The 15434-nt window shown below is 74.8% G+C and carries 17 protein-coding genes; 8 read left to right on the top strand and 9 right to left on the bottom strand.

All coding sequences use genetic code 11. From position 1 onward, the window contains the following. Positions 1 to 84: 84 nt before the first annotated feature. On the bottom strand, positions 85 to 1533 hold the full coding sequence (locus CBZ_RS10445; protein WP_130781497.1) for a helix-turn-helix domain-containing protein: 1449 nt from the start codon (positions 1531 to 1533) through the stop codon (positions 85 to 87). Between the two features lie 117 nt (positions 1534 to 1650). Here CBZ_RS10445 and CBZ_RS10440 point away from each other — a divergent pair, with 117 nt between their 5' ends. After that, positions 1651 to 3516: a phosphoenolpyruvate carboxykinase (GTP) gene (locus CBZ_RS10440; RefSeq protein ID WP_130781496.1), complete on the top strand. Its 1866-nt coding sequence runs from the start codon at positions 1651 to 1653 to the stop codon at positions 3514 to 3516. 167 nt (positions 3517 to 3683) lie between these two features. Here the strand turns inward: CBZ_RS10440 and CBZ_RS10435 are convergent, their stop codons facing one another. The 3 genes from CBZ_RS10435 to CBZ_RS10425 all read right to left on the bottom strand — a co-directional run bounded on the left by CBZ_RS10435 (position 3684) and on the right by CBZ_RS10425 (position 5922). Continuing rightward, positions 3684 to 4406, bottom strand: coding sequence for a GNAT family N-acetyltransferase (locus CBZ_RS10435; protein WP_130781495.1), 723 nt, complete (start codon positions 4404 to 4406; stop codon positions 3684 to 3686). Positions 4407 to 4678: 272 nt separating this feature from the next. Further along, on the bottom strand, positions 4679 to 5218 hold the full coding sequence (locus tag CBZ_RS10430) for a DinB family protein (RefSeq protein ID WP_130781494.1): 540 nt from the start codon (positions 5216 to 5218) through the stop codon (positions 4679 to 4681). A gap of 134 nt (positions 5219 to 5352) precedes the next feature. Beyond that, the gene (locus tag CBZ_RS10425; RefSeq protein WP_130781493.1) at positions 5353 to 5922 is read right to left on the bottom strand and encodes a DinB family protein; all 570 of its coding nucleotides are present in this window, start codon (positions 5920 to 5922) and stop codon (positions 5353 to 5355) included. Between the two features lie 69 nt (positions 5923 to 5991). On the opposite strand from CBZ_RS10425, the gene CBZ_RS10420 reads away from it, so the two are divergent. The 4 genes from CBZ_RS10420 to CBZ_RS10405 all read left to right on the top strand — a co-directional run bounded on the left by CBZ_RS10420 (position 5992) and on the right by CBZ_RS10405 (position 9636). Continuing rightward, positions 5992 to 6948, top strand: a complete 957-nt coding sequence (locus CBZ_RS10420; RefSeq protein ID WP_130781492.1) for a helix-turn-helix transcriptional regulator — start codon at positions 5992 to 5994, stop codon at positions 6946 to 6948. A 157-nt stretch (positions 6949 to 7105) separates the two neighbouring features. Beyond that, positions 7106 to 8119 (top strand): hypothetical protein, encoded by a 1014-nt coding sequence (locus CBZ_RS10415; protein WP_130781491.1) that lies wholly within the window; start codon positions 7106 to 7108, stop codon positions 8117 to 8119. 63 nt (positions 8120 to 8182) lie between these two features. Then, the gene (locus CBZ_RS10410) at positions 8183 to 8599 is read left to right on the top strand and encodes a hypothetical protein (protein ID WP_130781490.1); all 417 of its coding nucleotides are present in this window, start codon (positions 8183 to 8185) and stop codon (positions 8597 to 8599) included. Between the two features lie 176 nt (positions 8600 to 8775). Next, positions 8776 to 9636, top strand: coding sequence for a TspO-related membrane protein (locus tag CBZ_RS10405; protein WP_130781489.1), 861 nt, complete (start codon positions 8776 to 8778; stop codon positions 9634 to 9636). A gap of 75 nt (positions 9637 to 9711) precedes the next feature. Here the strand turns inward: CBZ_RS10405 and CBZ_RS10400 are convergent, their stop codons facing one another. From CBZ_RS10400 to CBZ_RS10385, 4 genes are all read right to left on the bottom strand, one after another. Further along, positions 9712 to 10365 (bottom strand): DUF805 domain-containing protein, encoded by a 654-nt coding sequence (locus CBZ_RS10400; protein WP_130781488.1) that lies wholly within the window; start codon positions 10363 to 10365, stop codon positions 9712 to 9714. Between the two features lie 131 nt (positions 10366 to 10496). After that, complete coding sequence (locus CBZ_RS10395; RefSeq protein WP_130781487.1) at positions 10497 to 10877, bottom strand: PIN domain-containing protein; 381 nt, start codon at positions 10875 to 10877, stop codon at positions 10497 to 10499. After that, on the bottom strand, positions 10874 to 11125 hold the full coding sequence (locus CBZ_RS10390; RefSeq protein WP_130781486.1) for a type II toxin-antitoxin system Phd/YefM family antitoxin: 252 nt from the start codon (positions 11123 to 11125) through the stop codon (positions 10874 to 10876). The genes CBZ_RS10395 and CBZ_RS10390 overlap by 4 nt, the downstream gene beginning before the upstream one ends. A 62-nt stretch (positions 11126 to 11187) precedes the next feature. Further along, a complete protein-coding gene (locus CBZ_RS10385) occupies positions 11188 to 11766 on the bottom strand; it encodes a dienelactone hydrolase family protein (protein WP_130781485.1) in 579 nt (192 codons plus the stop codon). 259 nt (positions 11767 to 12025) lie between these two features. Between CBZ_RS10385 and CBZ_RS10380 the strand changes: the two genes are divergently transcribed. From CBZ_RS10380 to CBZ_RS10370, 3 genes are all read left to right on the top strand, one after another. Next, complete coding sequence (locus CBZ_RS10380; RefSeq protein ID WP_130781484.1) at positions 12026 to 12868, top strand: aldo/keto reductase; 843 nt, start codon at positions 12026 to 12028, stop codon at positions 12866 to 12868. Positions 12869 to 12939: 71 nt separating this feature from the next. Continuing rightward, entirely contained in the window at positions 12940 to 13353 is a 414-nt protein-coding gene (locus tag CBZ_RS10375; RefSeq protein WP_130781483.1) for a TIGR03668 family PPOX class F420-dependent oxidoreductase, read from the top strand. Between the two features lie 137 nt (positions 13354 to 13490). Beyond that, positions 13491 to 14471, top strand: coding sequence for an Abi family protein (locus tag CBZ_RS10370; RefSeq protein WP_130781482.1), 981 nt, complete (start codon positions 13491 to 13493; stop codon positions 14469 to 14471). A gap of 41 nt (positions 14472 to 14512) precedes the next feature. Here CBZ_RS10370 and CBZ_RS10365 read toward each other — a convergent pair whose 3' ends face one another. After that, the gene (locus tag CBZ_RS10365; protein WP_130781481.1) at positions 14513 to 15415 is read right to left on the bottom strand and encodes a PhzF family phenazine biosynthesis protein; all 903 of its coding nucleotides are present in this window, start codon (positions 15413 to 15415) and stop codon (positions 14513 to 14515) included. Positions 15416 to 15434 lie beyond the last annotated feature (19 nt).

Genomic DNA, 15434 nt, shown 5'->3' with positions numbered 1-15434 from the left:
GCCGTCGGACGGTCGGCCGGGTCGCGGGGCCTGGCCGACCGTCCGACCTCGACCGTCCGACCTCGACCGCCCGACCTCGACCGCTCAGGCGTCGTCGACGCGGGCGTGGCGGTCGAGGAACGCGTAGACCTCGGTCGCGTCGACGCCGGGGAACGCGCCGGTCGGCAGCGCGGAGAAGACCTGCTGGTGGATGCGGGCGCTGGGCCAGGACGCGTCGGCCCAGCGGGCGGCGGCATCCGCCGGGGGACGACGGCAGCAGCCCTCGTCGGGGCAGGTCGAGGCGTGCCGGACGGTGGTGTCCCGGCCGCGGAACCACTTCGCCGACGCGAACGGCACGCCGACCGCGAGCGCGAGCTTGCCGGTGGAGGCGCTGCCGGTCTGCGTCGAGCACCAGAACGTCCCGGCGGGGGTGTCGGTGTACTGGTAGGACTCGGTGGCCTGGTCGCGGCGGGCGAGCGCGCGGCGCACGGCCCACCGCCGGCAGACCATCTGGCCCTCGATCGCACCCGTGACGTCGGTCGGCAGGACGAGCCCGTCGTTCGCGTACGCGCGGAAGATCGCGCCGTCCTCGCCGATCCGCAGGAAGTGCACGCGGATACCGAGGTGGTGGGTCGCAAGGCTCGTGAACCGTTGCGCGGCGGCCTCGTGGGTCACCCCGAACGCGTCGCGGAAGTCCTCGATGGCGAGGTCCTTGGCGCGCTTGCGCTCGTCGAGGAACGTGACGGCGGCCGACTCGGGCATGAGGCAGCAGGACGCGAAGTACGTGATCTCGAGCCGCTGGTGCAGGAAGTCCTCGTACGACGTGGGCCGCTCGTGGCCGAGGACGCGGTGGGCCATGGCCTGCAGCGCGAGCGAGCGCAGGCCGTGCCCGCCGGGGGTCGAGGCGGGCGGCAGGTAGATGCGGCCGTGGGCGAGGTCGGTGACGGTGCGGGTCGACGACGGCAGGTCGTCGACGTGCCGGATCTCGAAGCCGAGCTGCTCGGCCATGCGGGACACGGCGCGGTGCGTGAGGGCCCCGGACGTGTAGCCGGCGCGGCGCACCATGTCCTCGGCGAGGGCCTCCAGGTCGGGCAGGTGGTTGTCGCGGGCCTGCCGGTCGAGGCGCTGCTGCGTGTTGGCGCGGCGGGCCTCCTCCGGGGTGGCGACGGCCTCGGTGGCGCGGCGCGCGAGCTCGGTGTGCAGGCCGACGAGCTGCTCCAGGACGGGCAGCGGGACGGTGCGTCCCGGGCGGACGGCGGGCAGGCCGAGGGCCGCGAACGCGGGGTTCTGCTGCGCGCGGTCGAGCGCGATCTCCAGGGCGGCGCGGCGCGACGGCGGCTCGTCGTCGAGCAGGTCGGGGACGGTCACGTCGAGCGCGTCGGCGATGTCGCGCAGCAGGGCCAGGCGGGGCTCGCGGCGGCCGTTCTCGACGAGCGACAGCAGGCTGGGCGTGACGCCGACGGCGGCGCCGAGGTCGTCGAGCGTCATCCCGCGGCCCTTGCGGGCGTGCCGGATGCGTCGGCCGAGGGTCAGGGCGTCCGCACCGGTTGCCATGTGCTTCACCGTACGTCAAGAAGCACGAAACTTGACACCCGCGCTACCCGGCGAACCGGGCCAGGTTGACGTGACGATCGAAGGGAGCCACTTTCCCGCCACCGGAGGAGACCCCCGATGACCGTCACGACGCTGCCCCCCGCGGTCGACGCCGCGACCTCCCGCCCCGCCTCGCGCGACCTGCGCGCCTGGGTCGCGGACGTCGCCGACCTCACGCAGCCCGACGCGGTCGTGTGGTGCGACGGCTCCGCCGCCGAGCGGCAGGCGCTGCTCGCGCAGATGGTCGAGACCGGGACGCTCCTGCCGCTCGACCCCGTCCTGCGCCCCGGCAGCTACCTCGCGCGGTCCGACCCGTCCGACGTCGCGCGCGTCGAGTCGCGCACGTTCATCTGCTCGGTCGACGAGGCCGACGCGGGCCCGACGAACAACTGGCGCGCGCCCGACGCCATGCGCGCCGAGCTCGCGGGCGTCTTCGACGGGTCGATGCGCGGCCGCACGATGTACGTCGTCCCGTTCTCCATGGGACCCGTCGGCGGGCCGATCTCGCAGGTCGGCGTGCAGCTCACCGACTCCCCGTACGTCGTCGTCTCCATGGCGACGATGACCCGCGTGACCCGCGACGTCGTCGACCTCATCGACGCCGGGTCGCCGTTCGTGCCCGCCGTCCACTCCGTCGGCGCGCCGCTGCGCGACGCCGACGGCACGAGCCGGCCCGACGTCCCGTGGCCCTGCTCCGACACGAAGTACATCGCCCACTTCCCCGAGACCCGCGAGATCTGGTCGTTCGGGTCGGGGTACGGCGGCAACGCGCTGCTCGGCAAGAAGTGCTTCGCGCTGCGCATCGCGTCGGTCATGGGCCGCGACGAGGGCTGGCTCGCCGAGCACATGCTGCTGATCCGCGTGACGTCGCCGCAGGGACGCCGCTACCACGTGGCCGCCGCGTTCCCGTCGGCGTGCGGCAAGACGAACCTCGCGATGCTCACCCCCACGCTGCCCGGCTGGCGGGTCGAGACGATCGGCGACGACATCGCCTGGCTGCGCCCCGGGCCTGACGGCACGCTGCGCGCCATCAACCCCGAGGCCGGGTTCTTCGGCGTCGCGCCCGGCACGTCGGTCGCGACCAACCCGGCGGCGATCGCGACGCTCGACCGGGACACGATCTTCACCAACGTCGCCCTCACGCCCGACGGCGACGTCTGGTGGGAGGGCCTGACCCCCGATCCGCCCGAGGGCCTCGTCGACTGGACCGGCCGGCCGTGGACGCCCGACTCCGGTCGGCCCGCCGCGCACCCGAACTCCCGGTTCACCGTCGCCGCCGCGCAGTGCCCCACCATCGCCGACTCGTGGGAGGACCCCGCGGGCGTCCCCCTCGACGCCATCGTGTTCGGCGGCCGCCGGGCCACCAACGTGCCGCTCGTCGCGCAGGCCCACGACTGGGAGCACGGCGTCTTCCTCGGCGCCACGATCTCCTCCGAGCAGACCGCCGCCGCCGAGGGGACCGTCGGGGAGCTGCGCCGCGACCCGTTCGCGATGCTCCCCTTCTGCGGCTACGACATGGCCGACCACTGGGCCCACTGGCTGCGCGTCGGCGCGTCGCTCGACCCGTCGACCCGGCCCCTGGTGTTCCAGGTCAACTGGTTCCGCAAGGACGCGTCGGGCCGCTACCTGTGGCCCGGGTTCGGGGAGAACATCCGCGTGCTCGCGTGGATGGTCGCGCAGGTCGACCGGGCGCGCGGCGTCCGGACCGACGTCGGCGCGGTCCCCAGCCCGGTCGGCCTGCTGCCCGCACCCGGCGCGCTGGACGTCGACGGCCTGGACCTCGACCCCGACGACCTGCGCCGCCTGCTCGACGTCGACCCGACGTCGTGGTCGGTCGAGGCCGACCTGACGGAGGACTTCCTCGCGGGCTTCGGCGCCCGCGTCCCGGCGGCCCTCCACACCCAGCTCGCCGCCCTCCGCACCCGCCTGACCACCCCCACCTGACCCCTCCCTCCGGACCTCGCACCCTCACCAGTCCCCCGCCGAGGTCGTCAGTCCCAGCCGAGGTCGTCAGCTCCGACCGGCGACCTCGGCGCGAACCAGCGACCTCGGCGCCGGCGGGCGACGTGGAGGGGAAGCAAGCGCGGGTGTAGGTCAGCGCGGGTGGAGGCTCAGTGCGGGTCCAGCGGGGGCGGGGCGGGGTCCGTCGCCAGGCGGGCGTGGACGTGCATGTCGTGGTGGCCGTCGGCGTGCAGAGCCTCGCTGCGGCGGACACCCTCCGCGCGGCACCCGAGCCGCTCGGCCACCCGGCACGACGCCAGGTTGAGCGTCGAGTGCGCGACCTCGACGCGGTGCAGACCGAGGTCGTCGAACGCCCACCGCAGCACCTCCCCCGCCGCCAGGACCGCCACGCCCCGACGACGGGCTGCCGGGACGACCCAGTAGGCGAGCGTGCCGATGCCCTCGTGCAGGTCCACCCGGTTCAGCCCGGCCCGCCCGACGACGAGGCCCGCCGCCCCGCCGACGCCCTGCCCGGCCGGGTCAGCGCGTCCGTCCCGCTCGAGGCCGACCTCCCCCGGCCCTGGGCCCCGACCCGCGATCGTCGGGGTCGTCGGGGTCGTCGGGGTCATCGGGGTCATGACGATCGCCCACTCGGCGAGGCGCTCCGCGGTCCACCCGGCCCGTCGGGTCTCGATCCACGCGGCCGCCTCCGCGTCGTCGGCCATCGAGCGGGCGTGCCAGCGCCGGATCGCCGGGTCGTCGTAGGCGGCGCGGACGGCGGGGGCGTCGGCCACCGACCAGGCGCGCAGCGCGATCCCGTCCGCGTGGAGCGTCGGCTGCGGCCGACCACCCCACGTCCCGGGCACGACGACGGGAACGGTGAGCAGCGGCACGCCCCGTATGGTCGCGGTCCGGACCACGCCGTGTCGACCGTCGGTCCGTCGGCCGGTCGACCCGTCGAGTCGGCGCGTCGACTCCCTCGTCGGCCGGGTCGGTGGCCCCGGCCAGGCGGCGACCCCGTCCTGGTGCCCGCGACACCCATGTGAGGGGGCGCGTTGACGGGGTCGGCGCGAGGGTCGGGTCGACGGAGAGCCGGTCAGCGGAAGGCGGGTGGCAGGTGGGTCGGCAGGTGGGTCGGGCCGTGGGGCGGTGCGGGTCGAGCTGGTTACTCGCCGACCAGGCCGTCGACGGACTGGCGCAGGAGGTCCGCGTGGCCGTTGTGGCGGGCGTACTCCTCGATCATGTGGACGAGGATCCAGCGCAGCGACGGCGCGCTGCCGTCCCGGAACGGGCGTCGGGCCAGGGTGTCGAGGCCGCCGTCCGCGAGCGCGCGCTCGGTGCGGACGCGGGACTGCTCGACGGTCGACTCCCACAGTGCCCGCAGCTCGGCCGGGGAGTCGTGGTGCGCGGACGTCCACTCCCAGTCACGGTCGGCGTCCCAGTCGGCGCCGTCCCACGGCGTGCCGGGGTCCTCGTCGTGCAGGCGGGTGCCGAACCAGTGGTCCTCGACCCAGGCGATGTGCTTGAGCAGCCCGCCGAGGGTCATGTCGGTCGGGGCGAGGCGGGCGCGCAGCCCGGCGGTGTCGAGGTCGGCCGTCTTCCAGCGCAGCGTCGCGCGGTGGAAGTCGAGGAAGCCCAGCAGCGTGGACACCTCGTCAGCGGCGACCGGGGGCTCCGGGCGGCCCTGCTCGTCGATCGTGGTCATCCGCCCATCCTGGCGGAGCCGCGGCGGGCACGGGCCGCGTGGCCGGGGCGCGCGCCGGGTGCGTTCCCGGCTGACCACAGGTGACGGGGCCGAGGCGGCAGGGCGAGGCCGCGCCCGCCGCCTCGGGTCGGCGGTCACGGCTGGGGCGGGTCCTCCCCGACGAGGCCGTCGACGGCCTCGCGGAACAGGTCGGCGTGCCCGGTATGGCGGGCGTACTCGTCGGAGAGGTCGACGAGCACGCGCCGGAGGTTCGGGGACGAGCCGTCGGGGAGGACGAACAGCGACGGCTGGTCGAGGCCGCCCCGCGCGAGGGCGTCCGCCCACCCGGCGCGCGAGCGCGCGACGGCTCGCTGCCACAGCGCGTAGAGCTCCTCGGGGGTGTCGTCGGCCGCGGAGTGCCAGTCCCAGTCGGGGTCGGCCTGGAAGTTCTCCTGCCGCCACGGTGCCTCGAGGTGCCGGCCGTCGACGAACTCGGCCATCTTCATCTCCTCGACCAGCGCGAGGTGCTTGACGAGTCCGCCGAGGGTCATGGCGGACGGCGGGAACGGGCGGCGCAGGGCGTCGGCGTCGAGACCACCGACCTTCCACGCGAACTGCGCGCGGGCACGCTCGAGCGAGAAGAGCATCATCTCGACCTCGCCGGCGGTCATGGACGGCTCGGTGATGACGGTGGACAGGGTGTTCGGGGTCGTGTTCGGCGTCATGGTCGGCACGCTAGGGTCGATCCCGGACGTTCTGCTTCCGGATGCCCACGCGATCTGCCGGGAGGGTCGATGGACACCAGCCCGACCGCCCGGGCCCTGCTGACGCTCGAGCTCGTCCAGAGCCACCCGGGCATCACCGCCGCGCAGCTCGCCGACAAGCTCGGCGTGACCGAGCGGGCCGCGCGCCGCTATGTCGGCATCCTGCGCGAGGCTGACATCCCCGTGGAGTCGGTGCGCGGCCGGTACGGCGGGTACCGCGTCGGGCGGGGCGTGCGGCTCGCGCCGGTCCGGTTCAGCGCCGCCGAGGCGCTCGCGCTCGTCATGGCGGTGCTCGACGGCCACCACGACGCGTCCGACCCCGACGACCCCGCGGGCGAGGCGCTCGGCAAGCTCGTCCGTGCCCTGCCCGAGGGCGTCGCGACGCAGGCGGAGGTCGTGCGGCGGACCACCGCGCCCGCCCCCGACCGGGCGGCCGCACGCCCCGACCCCGCGACGACGTCCGTCCTGGTCGACGGGTGCGCGCGGCACCGCCGGGTCCGCCTCACCTACCGGTCCGAGGCCGGCAGCGAGTGGGAGCAGACCGTCGAGCCGTGGTCCGTCGTCGTCCGGCACGGCCGCTGGTACCTGCTGTGCCGGACCGCCCGCGACGACGTGCGCGCGTACCGGGTCGACCGGGTGCGCGCGGCGGAGGTCCTCGACGAGCCCTTCGCGCCGCCCGCCGACCTCGACGCCGTGGCCGTCCTCGAGGAGCACCTGTCGGTCGGGTGGGAGTACGCCGCGGAGGTCCTCATCGAGGCGCCGCTCGACGACGTCGCCCGCTGCGTCTCCCCCGCGCTCGGACGTCTGGCGGCCGTCGACGCGGGCACGACGCGCCTGGTGGGGAGCACGAGCAACCCCTGGTGGTTCGCCGAGCAGCTCGTCCGGCTGCCGCGCCCGTACCGCGTGCTGGGCGGGCCGGAGCTCCGGGCGACGACGCGCGCGCTCGGCCGCCGGATGCTCGACGCGGCCGGCGAGGACGACACGTGACCGGTCCCACAGACGCGCTCGTCGCGACGCGCTGACCAGCACCAACGCCGCATCTGCGGACGAAAGGCCCGAAAACGGTTCACCCGGACGGGGGACACTCGTGAAGAACCCCCTCTCTCGGCGCGACTTCGGCGCGCCCTCGACCGATCGGGAGACCATGAGGACCCACCTCCGCCGCACGATGTCCGTCGGGGCGACCGTCGTCGCCGCCGTGACCCTGGGCCTCGTCGCCCCGGCCGTCGCCTCCGCGACCGACGCCCCCGCAGGTGCCGCCGACCCGTCCGTCGGGCAGGCTGACCCCGTCAGCGCGCCGACGGGAGGGTCCGACGTGACCGAGCCGACGTCCGTGTCCGCGATCACCGCGATGTGGCTGTGGGACAACTCCGTCGACCCGTCGCAGGACGGCCGCGGTACGGGGTACGTGTTCGCGACGCCGACGGCGCTCGTCGACTTCGCCACGCAGCACGGCCTGCAGACCATCCACGTGTCGGCCCCGTGGGCGTCCGACGAGGGCCCGGTCGCGACCTGGATGACCGACACGCTCGTCGCGCTCGACGTGGCCGGCATCGACGCCGGCGTCCTCGGCGGTGACCCGCCGTGGCTCGAGAACCCCGCGCTCGCCGTGCAGTGGATGACCGCCGCGACGCACGACCGCCCTGTCACGCACGTGCAGCTCGACGTCGAGCCGTGGACGCTCCCCGCGTGGCAGACGGACCCCGCCGCCGCGAGCGCGCAGTGGCTGCACATGCTGGACGTCGTGCGGGCCGCGATGCCCGCCGGCGTCGACCTGGCCGTCGACGCCCCGTGGTGGCTGACGACCCTCGCGAACCCTGAGGGCTCCGGAACCCTGTTCGACGCCGTCCTCGCACGCGTCGACCGCATCGGCATCGTCACGTTCATCGACCACGCCGAGGGCGACACCGGCATCCTCGCCAAGTCCGCCCCGGCCGTCGCCGCGGCCGAGGCCGCCGCCACGCCGTACACGATCGGCCTGGAGACGGACACGCCCGGCGTCGCCGGCGGGGCCGAGTTCACGTTCTACGACGACGGCGCGGCCGCCCTGGAGGCCGAGGCACAGGAGGTCGCCGTCGCGCTGCAGGGCCACTCGTGGTTCCGCGGCATCGCGGTGCAGCACTACGAGGCGTGGCGCGACCTCATCGACCGCGGCTGACCGGCCGCGTGACGCGCGCCTGACGGCCCACCCGCGGCGACCGGGCGACAGACGAGGACCGCCGTGGACGACGCCTCACGCCCTCTCGCCGCGCACGGCTGGGACCACACGCCGGCCGTCGCGCTGTCGCTCGTCGCCGACCGCCTCGCCTACCGGCGCCGGCGGTGGACGGCACGGCTCGTGACCGCCGCGGTGCTCGCCCACCAGGGCGCGCTCGCCGTCGACGTCGTGCAGCGCGGCCTGTCCGACGACCCCCGCACCCACGCGTCGGCGGCGTTCGGCCTGTTCCTGCTCGGGTGGACGTCGATCGCGCTGGGGCTGCTCGTCGTGTCCCTGTGGCGGCGTTCGGCCGCGGCGCGGCCCGTGATCGTGCCCATCGACGCGAGCATCGCCGAGGCCGTCGGCATCCCCGAGCTCGACGCCGCCCCGCGCGACCACCTGGGGCTGCACGGGAACGTCGAGCCGCCGCCGCGCTGGTAGCGCTGGTCCCACCCCGAGGGCGCAGCGCTGGTAGCGCTGGTCGCACCCGTGGGCGCGCTCGACGCCGGCGGTGGTCGGGTGCGCCCGGCGGCGCGCCGCCGACCGTGGTCGGCCAGGCCGCCTCGTCACGAACGCTCCGGATGCCGGACCGCCGCGTGGTGGGCAGGGTGGACCGCATGACCTCCGTCACCGCGTCCGGACCCGTCCCGCTCGCCCCGACGTCGTCCGACCGGCTCCGGCAGGTCGTCGTCGTCGTCGGCTCCCTCGTCGCGGTCGCGGGCGCCGCCATCGGCTCCGGGGCGTTCGGCGGGCAGCAGGTCGAGGACGCCGCGGGCGGTGCGCTGTCCGCCGACGCCACCCCGCTCGCGCCGGCGTCGCCCGCGTTCCGCATCTGGTCCGTCATCTACCTGGGGCTCGTCGCCTACGCCGTCTACCAGGCGCTCCCCCGCAACGGCTCGGTGCCCCGGCTGCGGCAGACGGGCTGGTGGGTGCTCGTGTCGATGCTGCTCAACGCGGTGTGGATCGGCGTCGTGCAGCAGGGCTGGATCGTCGCGTCCGTCGTCGTCATCGCCGCGCTGCTCACGGTGCTCGCGGTGCTGCTGGTCCGGCTCGTGCGGACGCCCCCGGACTCCGCCGGGCAGGCCGTCGTCACCGACGGGACCGTCGGGCTGTACCTCGGCTGGGTCAGCGTCGCGACGCTCGCCAACATCGCCGCGACCCTCGTCGCTGCCGACGTCGGCGGGCTGGGGCTGGGCGCGACGGCGTGGTCGGTCATCGTCCTGGCGCTCGCGGCGGCGCTGTCCGTCGTCTACGCGGTGTTCGCCCGGCACCGGGCCGTGCTCGCGGTCGCGATCGGCCTGGCGCTGTCGTGGGGCCTCGCGTGGATCGCCGTCGGACGCTCGACGGGCGAGCCGCGCGACGACGTCGTGGCCGTCGCCGCGGGCGTCGCCGCCGCGGTCGCGCTGCTCGCGCCGGTGGTGACGACGCTCGTCGCCCGCTCCACCGGACGGACGGGCGGGGTGCCGTCCGCTCGCTGACGCCCGGCGCCTCGACCGCCGCGAGGCGCCGTCGTCCTCAGCGCGACGGCCACCACCGGCGGACGTCGCGAGGCGTCACCAGCGCGGGGGCGTCTCCGGCGGGGCCCACGAGTCGGTCGTCGCCGTCGGCGGCTGGGCGCCGAAGCCGGAGCCGTACGGCGGGGTGCCCGTGGGCAGTGGTGTCGCGCCGTACGCGGGGGTGGCGTCGCCGAACATCGGGATCGTGCCGGCGGGCGGTGTCGCACCGTACGACGGAGCCGCACCGTACGGCGGGGCGGCGTCGTACGGGGTCGCACCGTACGGCGCGGGAGTCCCGTACGCCGGGGGGGCGTCCTGCGCCGGCGCCGAGCCGAACCGCGGGTCGCCGCCGTACGACGGGGTCGCACCGAAGGGCGCCGGGGCCGGCGTACCGAAGCGGCTCTGCGGCGCCCCGCCGTACCCGCCGCCACCGGACTGCGTCAGCAGCAGCAGGCTGCGGGCCTGACGGAGCTCGGCCTCGATCGGCCACTCCTTCGCGGCGAACAGGATGAGCGCGACCAGGTTCCCGATGGGGACGAGCATGAGCAGCATCCACCAGGCGCTGTAGCCCGCCTTGTTGAGGATGCGCTTGTAGATCCAGATGCCGACCGCGAGGGCGATCGCGTACATCACGATCACGCCGACGAGGTACCCGCCGACGTAGGCGTCGGACGCGCACCCCCCGTACGAGCAGTCCAGCGATGTGAGCACGTCTCCCCCTCGTCGACGGCGCGACGAAGCCCGCGCCTGCCCGTGCCATCGGCAGCGTGCGGACCGGCCGTGAGCGCCCGGCGGCGGCGTCACCCGATCCGACGCCGCACGTCACCCGCGCGAGCGGCGACTCAGGGCTCGCGCACGTCGACGACCCCCCGCAGGCCGACGAAGTCCGCGATGTTCGAGGTCAGGAGCGTCGCGCCGTGCGCACGCGCGGTCGCGGCGATCAGCAGGTCCATCTGCCGCGCGCGGGGCTGCCGTCCGCTCGCCCGGACGGCGGCGGCGATCTCGCCGTACGCGGCCGCCACCGCGGCATCGACCGGGAGCGGGGTGAACGTGCGCTCGACGGCGGCGAGCCGCCGTAGGCGTTCGGCCCGCTGACGGTCGTCCGCGACCAGGACGCCGTGGTGCAGCTCGGCGAGGCTCACGGCGCTGATCGCGTAGTCGTCGCCGGCCGTCGGCACGAACCGGTCCGCGACGAGCAGGTTCGTGTCGAGGACCGCCCTCATCGACCCGTGCCGTCGAACGGGTCGCGGAGGCTGTCGTCGAACGCGTCACGGTCGAGCTCGCCGTACCGGGCGCCGACCCAGAGGCCGGCGATCTCGTCGTACCGGCGCCAGGACGACTCCACGACGGGGCCGATCTCCGCGACGCTCCGCCCGGAGACGGTCACGGTGACACGCTCGCCCGACTCGACGCGGCGGATCACGTCGCTCGCGTGCTGGCGCAGCTCCCGTAGCCCCACGACCGTCCCCATGCCACGAACGTAGCACAGGTGCTACACGGCGGACGTGGCGTGGAGCGTCCGGGCGACGGCGATCAGGCGACGCGGGAGAGGAACGTCAGGACGCGCTCGCGCAGGAGGGCCGCGGCGTCCTCGTCGTAGGCGGGCAGGCTCGCGTCCATGAACAGGTGCGCGTCGCCCGGGTAGAGGAACAGCTCGCCGTCGGGCACCGCGTCGACGAGGTCGCGGGCCGCGTCGAGGTCGCCCTCGCCGACGAAGACCGGGTCGGCGTCCATGCCGTGCACCTGCAGCGGCACCCGGTCGGGCCACGCGCCACCGAGGGCCTCCGGCGGGACGCACGAGCCGACGAGCACCGCCGCGACCGTCCCGGGCCGCTTCTGCACGACCGTCTGCGCGGCCATGACGCCCAACGAGAACCCGATCACGACGAGCGCGGGCGGCAGGTCGGCGACGGCCCGCACGCCGCGGTCGACGACCTCCTGGAAGCCCACCTGCTCGGCGTACGCGATCCCCGCGTCGAGGTCGTCGAACGTCCGGCCGTCGTACACGTCGGGCACGTGCACCGTGTGCCCCGCGACCCGCAGCGTCTCCGCGAACGTCTGGACGCCGGGCGTCAGACCCTGCGCGTGGTGGAACAGCACGACCTCGGCCACGACGACCTCCGGCGACTCGGGGACGGGCGCCGCGGACCGGCACCCTCGACGCGACGAGCCTGCCAGCGGGCACCGACACCCGCGCGCCGTCGCTGCCTGCTGGCACCGGCACACCCGCGCACCACCACCCGGCCGGACAGTCCCGGCCCGCGTGCGCTCCGCCGCGCGGCGCGTTCTCATGGACGGCGGGCGCACCGCCGGTCCGCGGCACCACCGCCCGGCCGCCCGCCGCACCCGCACGACAGGAGGCACCACCGTCATGACCACGGTCCCCACGCTCACGCTCAACAACGGCGTCGAGATCCCGCAGCTCGGCTTCGGGGTCTTCCAGGTCCCGCCGGAGGAGACGAAGGACGTCGTCCTGCAGGCGCTCGACGTCGGCTACCGGCACCTCGACACCGCGCAGATGTACGGCAACGAGCGCGGTGTCGGCGAGGCGCTCGCCGAGTCGGGGCTGGCCCGGTCGGACGTGTTCGTCACGACGAAGCTCAACAACGGGTACCTCGACCACGAGTCGGCGCTGCTCGCCTTCCAGGAGTCGCTCGACGCGCTCGGCACCGACCACGTCGACCTGTTCCTCATCCACTGGCCGCTGCCGACCGTCGCCGACTACGTCGCGCGCTGGCGGACGCTCGAGGAGATCTACGCCTCGGGCCGCGCCCGGTCGATCGGCGTCTCGAACTTCCAGCCGTCGCACCTGCGCCGCCTGCGGGCCGAGACGACGGTCGTCCCCGCGGTCAACCAGGTCGAGGTCCACCCGTACCTGCGCAACGACGAGGTCCGCGCGGTCGGCGCCGAGCTCGGCATCGCGACGGAGGCGTGGTCGCCCATCGCGCAGGGCAAGGTGCTCGACGACCCGACCCTCGTGCGAGTCGCCCGGCAGCTCGACCGGACGCCCGCGCAGGTCACGCTGCGCTGGCACCTGCAGCGGGGCGACGTCGTGTTCCCCAAGTCGGTGACGCGCAGCCGCATGGAGGAGAACTTCGCCCTGTTCGACTTCGAGCTGTCGGCCACGGACATGGCGGACATCGACGGGCTCGACCGCGGCGAGCGGACCGGTCCGGACCCCGACACGTTCGACTACGTGCCGTCGGCGTCCTGACGGCGGACCGCGCGCACGGGACGCCGGGCGCGACGACGGGCAGGACGGGCGCGACGACGGGTGGGAGGGCGATGGACGTCGACGAGTGCGTGCGCCGGTTCGCGGCCGCCCGCGTCGCGCGCCTCGCGACGTGCGGGTCCGACGGCCTGCCGCACCTGGTTCCCGTGACGTTCGCCGCCGACGCGTCGACGGTCGTCCTGGCCGTCGACCACAAGCCCAAGCGCCGGACGGACCTGCGGCGCCTGCGCAACGTCGAGCAGAACCCGCACGTCGCGTTCCTCGTCGACGTGTACGACGACGACTGGGACGCGCTGTGGTGGGTGCGCGCCGACGCGGACGCCCGGGTCCTGCCGGACGGGCCCGAGCACGACGCGGCCGTCGACCGGCTCGTCGCGCGCTACCCGCAGTACGCCGAGCGCCGCCCGGCCGGCCCGGTCCTCGTCGCCGAGGTCCGGCGCTGGTCGGGCTGGTCGGCTGTCAGGTGAGCCGACCGATCAGCCGGTCGACCGTTCCTCGACGGGCTGTGGGTGATGTGGTGTAGTTTTTGCGGCAACACGGCCAGCCCCTCTGCTCGACCTCGTCGAGCACGGGCTGGTTTTCATGTCCGCCGCGGAGCCGCCCGATGGTCGCGTACAGCAAGCCGTACCTGACGTTCGACGAACAGGTCGACCGGCTGGAGCAGCGAGGGCTTGACCTGGACCGCGGCTTCGCGCTCGACGCGCTCGAGCGCATCGGCTACTACCGGCTCAGCGCGTACTGGTACCCCTACCGCATACCCGACACCTCCGCGTCCGCGGCCCTCGGCAGTCCCGTCCGGTCCGACCGCGTGAGGCCCGGCACGACTCTCGAGCAGGTCGTCTCCCTCTACGACTTCGACCGCCGTCTCAAGCTGCTCCTCATGGACGCGATCGAGCGCGTCGAGGTGGCGGTGCGCGTCCAGCTGGCCCACACCCTGGGGGCGGCCGACGCGTTTGCCCACCGGGACGCCGAGCGCTTTGCCCCGAGGTTCAGCAAGCCGCGCCCCGGTCGTGGTGGTACGTCGGCCCACGGCGAGTGGATCGGCAAGCTCTCGCTCGCGCAGAGCCGGTCCAAGGAGGACTTCGTCGCCCACTTCACCGCGAAGTACGGCGGCGACCTGCCGATCTGGGTCGCAGTGGAGGTGATCGACTTCGGAATGACGTCGACGCTGTACGAGTACACGCGGACACCTGACCGCAACGCGATCGCTGCACGCCACGGCGTCGTCGACCAGAACGGCGTCGGCAACGGGGCTGCTCTCGCCAACTGGATGCGCGTGCTCAACCTCGCCCGGAACACGTGCGCCCACCACTCACGGCTCTGGAACCGGAACTTTGTCGACCAGATCGCACCATCCCGTGTCGGCGGCATGCCGGCATTGAGGCACCTCTCAGACCTGAGCGCCCGCGACCAGGCCCGCGTCTACCCCGCCCTCGCGATCACCCGGTACCTCATGGACTCCGTCGCCCTCGACTCGTCATGGCAACGGCGTCTCGTCACGCACCTCGACTCGTTCCCCGCCGACTCCGTCGTCTCCCACGCCGACATGGGACTACCCCCGGAGTGGCGCAGGTATCTCGCGTAGGCGGTGGCATGGCCCGACGGCCATCGCAGCGGCGGGATCGATCAGATGACGACCGTCCCCGCGACGCACGTCACCGCGTCGCCCCCCACCCACACCGTCCCGTCCGCGTCGCGCTCCACGCGCACCCGTCCGCGGCGGCCGAGCACGGTGCCCTGCGACGCGACGTAGGTCGCGGGGGCGCGGCCCGTCGACGTGAGCCACTGGCCGACGACGGCGTTGAGGCTGCCCGTGACCGGGTCCTCGGGGACGCCGATCGCGGGCGCGAAGCCGCGCACCTCGAAGGCCACGTCGCCGCCGGGCGGGTAGGGCCCGACGATCCCCAGGTGGACGTCGCCGAGCGCCGACCAGTCGGGGCGGACGTCGAGGACGCGCTGCGCCGAGTCGAGCAGCAGGACGTGCCAGCGCGGGCCGTTGTCGAGGAACCGGCTGTCGACGACGGCGGTGTCGGGCAGGCCGAGCGCGCGGGCGTACGCGGCGACCGTCGCGTCGTCCTCGGCCGACTCCGTGAGCAGCGCGGGCGCGGCGAACGCGAGGCCCGACGACGTCGCCCCGGCCCGGTCGGCGCCGGCGACCCCGCGCGGTGGCTGCCCGTCGGACGTGGTCCGGAGGGTCACGAGCCCGACGCCGCACTCCTGCACGACCTGCCCCGCCCGGGCCGGGGTGCCGCCGGCCGCGAGCCAGGCGTGCGCCGAGCCGATCGTCGGGTGGCCCGCGAACGGCAGCTCGCCGCCGGGCGTGAAGATCCGCAGCCGGTAGTCGGCGTCGGGCGTCGTCGGGCGCAGCAGGAACGTCGTCTCCGACAGGTTCGTCCAGCGCGCGAACGCCGCCATCGCGTCGTCGGTGAGGTCGTCGGCGTCGTGCACGACGGCCACCGGGTTGCCCAGGTAGGGCACGGCGGTGAAGACGTCGACCTGCGAGAAGGGGCGGGGCGTCGGCTCGGTCACGCGGTCACCGTACGACGCG

Source organism: Cellulomonas biazotea (assembly GCF_004306155.1).
GTDB lineage: Bacteria > Actinomycetota > Actinomycetes > Actinomycetales > Cellulomonadaceae > Cellulomonas > Cellulomonas biazotea.
This window is presented reverse-complemented; position numbering and strand designations above follow the sequence as displayed.